The organism is Psychromonas hadalis ATCC BAA-638, assembly GCF_000420245.1.
Taxonomy (GTDB): Bacteria; Pseudomonadota; Gammaproteobacteria; order Enterobacterales; family Psychromonadaceae; genus Psychromonas; species Psychromonas hadalis.
Map to the genome: position 1 here is coordinate 1 of NZ_ATUO01000150.1, position 8,576 is coordinate 8,576.

At 39.3% G+C, this 8,576-nt stretch carries 11 protein-coding genes; 3 read left to right on the forward strand and 8 right to left on the reverse strand.

Going from position 1 to position 8,576, the window contains the following annotated elements; all coding sequences use genetic code 11:
- Positions 1 to 410: 410 nt before the first annotated feature.
- On the forward strand, positions 411 to 740 hold the full coding sequence (locus G322_RS0115155; protein WP_022942588.1) for an antibiotic biosynthesis monooxygenase family protein: 330 nt from the start codon (positions 411 to 413) through the stop codon (positions 738 to 740).
- A gap of 51 nt (positions 741 to 791) precedes the next feature.
- Entirely contained in the window at positions 792 to 1,178 is a 387-nt protein-coding gene (locus G322_RS0115160) for a DUF2750 domain-containing protein (RefSeq protein WP_022942589.1), read from the forward strand.
- A gap of 5 nt (positions 1,179 to 1,183) precedes the next feature.
- Here G322_RS0115160 and G322_RS0115165 read toward each other — a convergent pair whose 3' ends face one another.
- Together G322_RS0115165 and G322_RS0115170 are read right to left on the reverse strand one after the other, a co-directional pair.
- Complete coding sequence (locus tag G322_RS0115165; RefSeq protein WP_022942590.1) at positions 1,184 to 1,888, reverse strand: pirin family protein; 705 nt, start codon at positions 1,886 to 1,888, stop codon at positions 1,184 to 1,186.
- Positions 1,885 to 2,835: a glutathione S-transferase family protein gene (locus tag G322_RS0115170; protein WP_022942591.1), complete on the reverse strand. Its 951-nt coding sequence runs from the start codon at positions 2,833 to 2,835 to the stop codon at positions 1,885 to 1,887. The genes G322_RS0115165 and G322_RS0115170 overlap by 4 nt, the downstream gene beginning before the upstream one ends.
- 112 nt (positions 2,836 to 2,947) lie before the next feature.
- Here G322_RS0115170 and G322_RS0115175 point away from each other — a divergent pair, with 112 nt between their 5' ends.
- A complete protein-coding gene (locus tag G322_RS0115175; protein ID WP_022942592.1) occupies positions 2,948 to 3,853 on the forward strand; it encodes a LysR substrate-binding domain-containing protein in 906 nt (301 codons plus the stop codon).
- An 88-nt stretch (positions 3,854 to 3,941) separates the two neighbouring features.
- On the opposite strand, the gene G322_RS0115180 is transcribed toward G322_RS0115175, so the two are convergent.
- The 6 genes from G322_RS0115180 to bamJ form a co-directional block, all read right to left on the reverse strand.
- The gene (locus G322_RS0115180) at positions 3,942 to 5,693 is read right to left on the reverse strand and encodes a DUF7305 domain-containing protein (protein WP_022942593.1); all 1,752 of its coding nucleotides are present in this window, start codon (positions 5,691 to 5,693) and stop codon (positions 3,942 to 3,944) included.
- A 10-nt stretch (positions 5,694 to 5,703) separates the two neighbouring features.
- Complete coding sequence (locus G322_RS0115185) at positions 5,704 to 6,327, reverse strand: PilW family protein (protein WP_022942594.1); 624 nt, start codon at positions 6,325 to 6,327, stop codon at positions 5,704 to 5,706.
- A complete protein-coding gene (locus G322_RS0115190; protein ID WP_022942595.1) occupies positions 6,327 to 6,752 on the reverse strand; it encodes a type IV pilus modification PilV family protein in 426 nt (141 codons plus the stop codon). Before G322_RS0115190 ends, G322_RS0115185 begins: the two co-directional genes overlap by 1 nt.
- Positions 6,752 to 7,207, reverse strand: a complete 456-nt coding sequence (locus tag G322_RS0115195) for a GspH/FimT family pseudopilin (RefSeq protein ID WP_245542331.1) — start codon at positions 7,205 to 7,207, stop codon at positions 6,752 to 6,754. Before G322_RS0115195 ends, G322_RS0115190 begins: the two co-directional genes overlap by 1 nt.
- A 1-nt stretch (position 7,208) precedes the next feature.
- Positions 7,209 to 7,589 (reverse strand): type IV pilin protein, encoded by a 381-nt coding sequence (locus G322_RS24590; protein WP_022942597.1) that lies wholly within the window; start codon positions 7,587 to 7,589, stop codon positions 7,209 to 7,211.
- Between the two features lie 405 nt (positions 7,590 to 7,994).
- On the reverse strand, positions 7,995 to 8,426 hold the full coding sequence (bamJ, locus tag G322_RS0115205; RefSeq protein ID WP_425413903.1) for a BamJ family beta-barrel-assembly machinery protein: 432 nt from the start codon (positions 8,424 to 8,426) through the stop codon (positions 7,995 to 7,997).
- Positions 8,427 to 8,576 lie beyond the last annotated feature (150 nt).

Here is an 8,576-nt window from a genome sequence, read left to right on the forward strand (position 1 = left end):
TCTATTTTACTGGTTAAAACAACTCACTTCTACGTTGTAAGTTTCGCAAAGGGAACAACCATTTACGTCAACTTACGCCTTGAATTAAGCTGTTTTCCCTGCGTAAAATTTAGATCACATACTTAATGTAATCGGTATTACTATCACGAGATCAAGCTAACGTTAATATACGTTTTTAGGCATTCCAACGAACTTGCGCTTGGTTATTTATACAAAACTAAAGCAGGACTGAAGTCCTACGTCCAAGAGAAGCTTTGTTCATATTAAAAACTTGTGTCTAAAAATCAGGGCTGACACCCTGTCTCTCGATTAATCATGCCGCTTTCTCATTCACTTTTTTTCAAAATAGCAAGCCAACAAAACTGCACTATCCTTATAGATATAATAGACTTATAAAATAAGGAGGACTTATGATCACTGTACTATTCCGTTGGGATATAAAACCTGAATATGAGCAAGCTTTTCAAGAGGGCTGGTCTGAAATTATCCACCGTAATATCGAAAAATATGGTGCATTAGGCTCTCGCTTGCATAAAACCCATGACAATCAATGGATCTCTTATAGTCAATGGCTCAGTGAAGATCATTATAAAAACGCCCAAAACTGCCAAGATAAACATCAGCAAGCGCGTATCAAAATGGTTACCGCAATCAACAAAAGCTATCCACCTATTATTATGGTGCCAGTGATCGATCACCTATTAGCAACTGAAACAACGCAACCACAGTTATTGCCATAATGTGTAATTTTCGATAGTCTAACCATTATTTATTTTAAGCAGGACAATTTAATGAGCACAGCACTCACAGAGCAACAAGTTAAAGATATTCAAAAATTAGACGCACAAAAACGTTATAACTATTTATTAAAAGAGGTGGTAAAAAATAGACAAATTTGGCTATTAGTCGATGAACATGGCTGTGTGATGCTTAATAGTGAAGATGAAGACTGCGTGCCCGTTTGGCCAAATGAAGAGTTTGCACTGGCATGGGCAACCGATGAGTGGTCACACTGCACCGCAGAATCTATCTCATTAGAAAAGTGGCACAACCGTTGGACGCACGGCCTTGAAGATGACGAATTAGCCTTGGTTATTTTCCCAGACCAAAACAGCGAAGGGCTTATTTTCTTTCCTGATGAATTTGATTTTGAACTTAAAAAACAGGTAAGAAAATAACTGTTTTACAGGGTATCAATAAGTAACAGTTCACAATCACTTAATGCCTCAATGGTGATTGTGTTTACCGCTGTTACTTCTGCACCATCCCCTTTCTTTAGTACCACTTCACTGACACTATCTCGGATCATAAATTGCCCTTTTGAAGCCAACAGATAAGCTTGAAAATCAAGTTTATGTTCAATCGTTGTGCCCTTTTTTAATACACCTGCAAAAATACGCGCTTGCTGATAAATCGACAATACCTCTTTATCTTCTTGATAGCCCGAAACCAACAGAGATAGCTTCCCCTGCATCGCCTGTGTCGGAAAAACCTGTGTTTGCCAACGAGGAGTGACATTAACATGGTCAGTTTCAATCCATATTTGATACAGGGTTAATGGTTCATCAGCCAAATTATACTCTGAATGCACAATCCCAGATCCAGCACTCATCACTTGCACCTCACCCGCTTTGGTCACTCCTTTATTACCCTGACTGTCTTGATGTGAAATCTCACCACTACGAACATAAGTAATAATCTCCATATTTTTATGAGGATGTGCATCAAACCCATAACCCGCTTTTATCAGATCATCATTAATCACGCGTAATGTTCCAAAACCCATACGGTCAGGATTATAATAATGGGCAAAACTAAAATGAAAACGACTGCTTAACCAACCATGCTCAGCACGCCCTAACTGTTGATAAGGGATACGCTTTATCATAAAATTCCCCGATCGGGCGCCACAGTAAAATCTAAAAATGGCCCCACAGGAACAATACCTGTTGGGTTGATACTCGGATGGCTTGCATAATAATGGGTTTTGATATGAGCCATATTCACCGTTTCGGCAATGCCATCAACTTGATATAACTCACGCAGATAACCACTAATATGCTTAAACTCAGACAGTTTCTGACGATTACATTTAAAATGACCATGATAAACCGCGTCAAAGCGTATTAACGTAGTGAATAAACGCCAATCTGCTTCCGTGATCTTATCACCCACTAAATAACGTTGCTTACTTAACCGACTCTCTAACCAATCTAATCGGCTGAACAATGTTTCATACGCCTGTTCATAAACACTTTGTGTGGTGGCAAACCCCACTTTATAAACACCATTATTGATATCGTCATAAACCAACTGGTTCACTTGATCAATTTCAGCTTGTAATGACACAGGGTAATAATTACTTTTATTTCCCGTTAACGCATTAAAGGCACTGTTTAAGATGCGGATAATGTCAGCAGATTCATTATTAACAATGGTCTGTGTTTTTTTATCCCAAAGCACTGGCACCGTTACCCGCCCTTGATAGTTTTTATCCCCCTTTAGGTACAGTTCAAACATCTGCTTTAACTGATAAAGCTCATCGCCACTTTCCGAAAAAGACCAGCCTTTATCTAACATCTCTGGCACAACAACAGAGACCGAGATAATCTCTTCGAGCCCTTTTAGCTTTCTAAAAATAAGCGTACGATGCGCCCACGGACACGCCAGCGATACATAAAGATGATAACGCCCCGATTCTGCTTGATAAGGGTTACTTTTATCACTGCTGTTAATCACGCCTCGATACGCACTGTCTTGACGCACAAACTGGCCATCACTGCTTTTAGTGTCGTACCATTTATCAACCCACTGACCTTCTATAATTAATCCCATCACCTTCCCCTGTAAACAACGTATAAAGAGAGTATATAAGTTGCTTAAATTTTAATAAGACATTAAATTTAGGTTATCTATTCAATTTATTTGAACAATTAAAGAGCCCATTATGCAAAATCACCCAATCACTCTTGAAGCAATCAGCGTATTAGATGCGATTGATAAACGTGGCAGTTATGCAGCCGCTGCAGAGCAACTTAACAAAGTGCCCTCGGCGCTCTCTTACATTGTGCAAAAATTGGAAGAGCAATTACAAGTTACTGTCTTTCAAAAACAGGGCAGACGCGCAGTGCTGACCCCTGCGGGAAAAAACCTGTTGATTGAGGGGCGATTAATTCTAAAAGCAGTGCAACGCCTGACTGATAAGACCCAGACTATCGCCAATGGCTGGGAGCCAAAACTCAACATTGCTATTAGCTCCATTTTACAATGCGATAAGGTGTTTGAAATATTCAAACTTTTTTTAGACAAACACCCCAGTATTGAGATGGATATTAGCGAAGAGATAATGAATGGCGCATGGGAAGCGTTAGTCGATGACAGGATAGATATGATTATCGGTGCATCGGGCGAGATCCCCAAACAGAAAGGCATACAAACATTACCTCTGTGTTTCTTTGATGCTGTTTTTGTTGTTAGCCCTGACCATCCACTCGCTAAAAAAACACAACCGATTCACCATGATATTATCGGACAATACCGCGCCGTGGTAGCACATGACACTGCCAAACAGTGGGTGACACAAACCCATTCAGTGATCAGTAAAGACAACTATTTTTACGTACCCAGTGTGGAGTATAAATTACGCGCACAGCTACAGGGGATAGGTTGTGGATTTTTACCCCGTTCTCGTATTCAAAACCACCTAGACAGTGGTGAACTCATCGAGCTAACGCTCACGCCAGAACATCACCCCGTACAACTCTATTTAGCGTGGAAGATAGTTAATCGTGGCAAAGCACTAAAAACCATTCGTGAGATGTTGATGGCGGAGAAAAGGAGTATTTTGTGTTGATTTTTACGCTACAGGAGGGTGAAATTTAACTATAGTTATGTATAAATCTATAGCCCACTATTGGCGATAGCGAGCTATAGTAATAGATTTAGTTGTAATGATAATAAATAGATGCATATTTTATAATGGCAGGATTAGCCCCAGGCCCTTGTGTACTTTTAAGTAGCTTTTCATCATAGTGCATCCCCGTCTCAAGCCCATTATCCCCTGCGTCACCGCCACTAATAGTAACAGTTTTTCCTCTAACGGCACCTTTTAAGGAAGCTGTTGCACCAATATTTACATGGCCAAGCACTGCGTGGATAGTCGCACTCAAATCTCTCCCTTTTATATCTATAGCAATAGGTTTATCAACAGTACTGGTGTGTGCTGAATAAAACTCAACAGGCGAACGATCGACTAAAGCCGTTGCAGTGGAGTCGCCAACTTCTATTATTCGGAAACCATCATCTGTTGTTATTTGGCCTAATACAACAATTGTTAAGCTACTCCCTTTATTTACTTTTATTTTCGAGCCATTTTGCGCATCAAAATCTCCTGTCACCAATATTTTTACATGGCCATCAATAACAATATCTTGATCGATTAATGTAAAGTTATCAAAGACATGAACCTCTGGTAAGGATTCTCCTAAAAAATCAACATTGACGGAGGCGAGAGTATAAAGCTTCAAAGGAGCACTACTATCAGTCCGATGAGCATCATTAAAATATTCAGCTTGACCAGAGGAAAAAGAAAACTCTACGCCATGAGTATTTTTAGTTAAATCATTTGTATAGTACCAATCTGCATCTGTTCTAGCGTTGCTAAATATATTTTTATCAGTTTGCACACCACTACCTTTTAATCCCTCGTAACCACTTACTTGTGCACTGATACCAATATCATCACACTCCAGCTCTTTAATATCAGGGCCCGCATATATACCACCAGTGTTAGTGCCATTATTGAATTTCGCTACAATATTACCGTCGATTAGGGTGTTGCCTCCGTTTGTGATTGCACCATTAAATGCCTCTTTAGCATTAATATCTCCTTTGATAATTGCATTTTGATTTACAGTAACATCTCCGCCTGAATTTAAACCTTTAGTAACCGATGGATCACTATTTCCTGAATTTACAGCATTTATGGTTATATTTTCATTGGCACTAACATTACCATTAACAAATGATGACCCCTCTGATTCAAAGCTTCCTGTTGCCTCGACATTACCATTTATTGGTGAATCACCAGAAAGCTTAATATTGGCTCCAGCGACAACTGTCCCTGTATTACCTTTGTTACCTTTATTTATAATTTTATGCCCATTCCCATCGAGAATGAATGTTCCATCAGAATCTTTCTTAAAGCTATTATAATCGCCAAATTCCGAATTAAAGCTATCGATAACCCCAGAGCCAGATAAAGTAATGCCCTCACAACCTACAACACCTTTTTCAAATTTTGGTTTTTTGGTACCCGGTTTGATAGATATTTTTGCTTTAAGGTATGCAGTTGCCCCCTTATCTTCTCCCGTACTTATAAAGGTAATATATGTAGGAATGGCACTGCTATTATAAAATTCATTTGAGATAGTAAATTGTGCATGTGAAACCGCAGATGGCAACGCCGCTGTTATAACAGCCCTAGATGTATTACCTTGCTTAAGTTGAATATATTCAAATACTTCAAACACCCCCCTTTCAGCCATCAATCTCGCATTCATCTCTTTCTGTTGATTACCCCCAATACGCTCTTGTAGCAGGTTACCTTTTATCTCTGAAAAGGCATAAATTGTTGAGATAGTGGTAATTAATAAAACTGAAATTAAAACAAATCCATTTTGTGATTTTTTCATTGTTATCTCCTTATATGCCATTAGCACTTTTCCCCTCTTCACCCGAATCAATTAATATTCGTTGGCGCATTGCAAGACTAAAAGTAAAGCCGTCAGCACCCATAGTGCCCGCTGTTTTACCCGGCATCCCCTTAATTTTCAGAGTAATATCAATACCTTTTTGTGGTGTCGGTGCAAGTGTAGCGCTCAGTGATTGCACATCAAGAGCAACAATTTCAGTGTTTGTTACTACACCGCCTGTGGCTATGTTCGTATATTTAGTTGTGCAATAAAGTTGTTTATTATTATCAGAATCTTCATTAACCCAAAAAGTATCTGTTGCGCTAGACTCCTGCTTTGTCCCTAAACAACCATAGAAAGTATTGTTACTTGCCTCTTCACCGTAGGTAATAACAACCGTTGGCGTTGTACCTGAAACAACGATTGCCAGTCCAGACCCCTGCCGTACAGAGCGCGACATTAAATAATGTGCACCACGCAGTGATTCTTGTGCGTTAGACAACCCTTGGGAAACGTTGATACTACTTTGCAGTGAGCTATAAACAGATGCACAGGCAAAAATAAGTACCAGACTTATCACCATCGCAATGAGGAGTTCTACAATAGAGAAACCTGTTTGTTTGATTTTATTCATTATAAGCAGCTCCCCTCAAAATCAGGGTACTGAACATTTAAAACAACTTGATCATTCGCACTATTTGTTGGAAAATTTTTGTCTGTCCAATGAACTCTGACACGATCATCTAAAATCACATCAGTCGTAGAGCCTGTGCTCGTTTCTCCAGATAATCCAGTAATGAGTCCCGCTTTCCAGTCACTATAAATAGGGCCGTATATAGTCGGGTCTGCATTTGAAGTTCCATGAATAACACACAAATTGCGCCACACTCTATCAACCAGAGTGTTCGCCTCAATGGTTGCAATGGTATAATTAAAACTAGATTGTGATGAACGTAAAATTTTAAGTTCTAGCATGGCCAATCCTAAAACAGCGACACCTGCAATAAACATGGAGATAAGCACTTCAAAAAGGGTAAAGCCTTGTTGCTTCATTTTCATTAACAACCCCCCTTTTTACTTTGCCCACTTTGTAATATGCAAATAGACAAGGTTCGTTGTGCAGAGGAGATGGTTAATGATGTTGTCGCACTAGCAAGGCTCACCGAGCCTCGTCCAAAAACAGTAATTATATTGCCACTGATATAAACCGTATTATGAGGGGCTCTGACACTTAATAATGTACCACCACCGCTACTCACCACTTCCCAGCCATTAGCCCAGCCACCCGTTTTAGGTTGTAATGTCATTGGAGAGGAGGTTTTAATCGCTTCGGCACGCGCAAAGCGATAAGCGTTATAGAGATCATTGGTTGCTTGTGAAAAACGTCCGTGCTCTATAAATTTGTTATAGCTAGGTACACCGACTGAGCTTAATATTCCGATAATAGCCAATACAACTAACAGTTCTATGAGGGTGAAACCTGATTGTTTTTTAAAATAAGAGAGTTTCATCATGTTACCAGCACTTCTCTGCGGTAAATGAACCACTAACAGTGAATGTTCCCGCTTGATCTAGGGTCATGTTTCCACATTCATCTAATGTTTGCGCACCTTGAGCAGTGGCGGTGATTGTAAACTTTTCGAGCAGCAGTGGCTTTACATATTGCACAGAGTAAGAGCCCACTATGTCTGCGGAGGTAGTCGCTGGATAGCCACCTTGACGTGCATAATAACGCTCTGCAACTAATGACAATTCTGTCATTTCCAGTTGCACTTCAATACGATTTGCTTTGCGCACATGCGCTTGGTAAGAGGGGAGTGCAATGCTCACCAGAATGCCGATAATCGCAATGACGATCAGCAACTCAATAAGCGTAAAACCTTTGGTATCTTCCATAATATCAATAAATCCATTATTCCATTAATGCATAAACGAGAAAAACAATTTAAGTCTGCTATTTTTATAAGTCATCTGATCCTGATGAATTATCTACACATGATTCTATTTTGACTTAAATTATTTCACTAGCTCAATAATACAGCAAAAACAAGCTCAATAATGGATAATTATCAGACTTTTTATAACAGGTTCATGCGTTAGGTTGTCTTTTTTGAAAAGTAATAAAAGTCGTTTACTATTAAGCAGGCTGACTTTGAATAAAGGGGAGTCGCTAAATTGGCATTGAAAGTTGACAGTCGGTAAACTTAATACAAGCGAATAATAGCAAAAAATGCAGATTATTCGCCTGTCAATGTAATAGTTCAACCAGTGAAGGGTCTATTAATTAAGGTAGTGGTAATACTATTCAATACTTAACAGTTCCACCTCAAAAATAAGCAGTGAGCCAGCAGGAATACTTCCTGCCCCACGGTTTCCGTAAGCGAGCGAGCTTGGGATATAAAAACGGTATTTATCTCCCACCACCATTAGTTGTACACCTTCGGTCCACCCTTTGATGACTTGATTTAATTTAAAGGAGATCGACTTACCACGGTCAACAGAGCTATCAAATACGCTGCCATCAATTAACATTCCGTGATAATGCACTGTCACTTTACTTTTAGCCGTTGGGTGTTCTGCGCCTTCACCTTGCGTTAACACCTCATATTGCAAACCTGACTCGGTGGTTTTTATCCCCTCTTTTACGCCATTAACGGCTAAAAACTCAACGCCAAGTTCAATGTTTTGTGGTGCATTTTTGTCAACCACAAATTTTTTAAAGATAAAAAACAGAGCGATTAAGATCAGTGTGACAATAATAATTTTCAAGATAGGAGTCCTATTTAGGAATCGTTACATAATAACTTGCGCTAAATTTTTTCAAAAAGCCTGAAGGAATCGTTACAAAATAACTTGCGATAAATTGTTTCCAAAAAGCCTTAA

Excerpts from the sequence above, each read along its gene's own strand:
- G322_RS0115155 (WP_022942588.1), top strand. The coding sequence starts at position 411 with ATGATCACTGTACTATTCCGTTGGGATATAAAACCTGAATATGAGCAA.
- G322_RS0115160 (WP_022942589.1), top strand. The coding sequence starts at position 792 with ATGAGCACAGCACTCACAGAGCAACAAGTTAAAGATATTCAAAAATTA.
- G322_RS0115165 (WP_022942590.1), bottom strand. The coding sequence starts at position 1,888 with ATGATAAAGCGTATCCCTTATCAACAGTTAGGGCGTGCTGAGCATGGT.
- G322_RS0115170 (WP_022942591.1), bottom strand. The coding sequence starts at position 2,835 with ATGGGATTAATTATAGAAGGTCAGTGGGTTGATAAATGGTACGACACT.
- G322_RS0115175 (WP_022942592.1), top strand. The coding sequence starts at position 2,948 with ATGCAAAATCACCCAATCACTCTTGAAGCAATCAGCGTATTAGATGCG.
- G322_RS0115180 (WP_022942593.1), bottom strand. The coding sequence starts at position 5,693 with ATGAAAAAATCACAAAATGGATTTGTTTTAATTTCAGTTTTATTAATT.
- G322_RS0115185 (WP_022942594.1), bottom strand. The coding sequence starts at position 6,327 with ATGAATAAAATCAAACAAACAGGTTTCTCTATTGTAGAACTCCTCATT.
- G322_RS0115190 (WP_022942595.1), bottom strand. The coding sequence starts at position 6,752 with ATGAAAATGAAGCAACAAGGCTTTACCCTTTTTGAAGTGCTTATCTCC.
- G322_RS0115195 (WP_245542331.1), bottom strand. The coding sequence starts at position 7,207 with ATGATGAAACTCTCTTATTTTAAAAAACAATCAGGTTTCACCCTCATA.
- G322_RS24590 (WP_022942597.1), bottom strand. The coding sequence starts at position 7,589 with ATGGAAGATACCAAAGGTTTTACGCTTATTGAGTTGCTGATCGTCATT.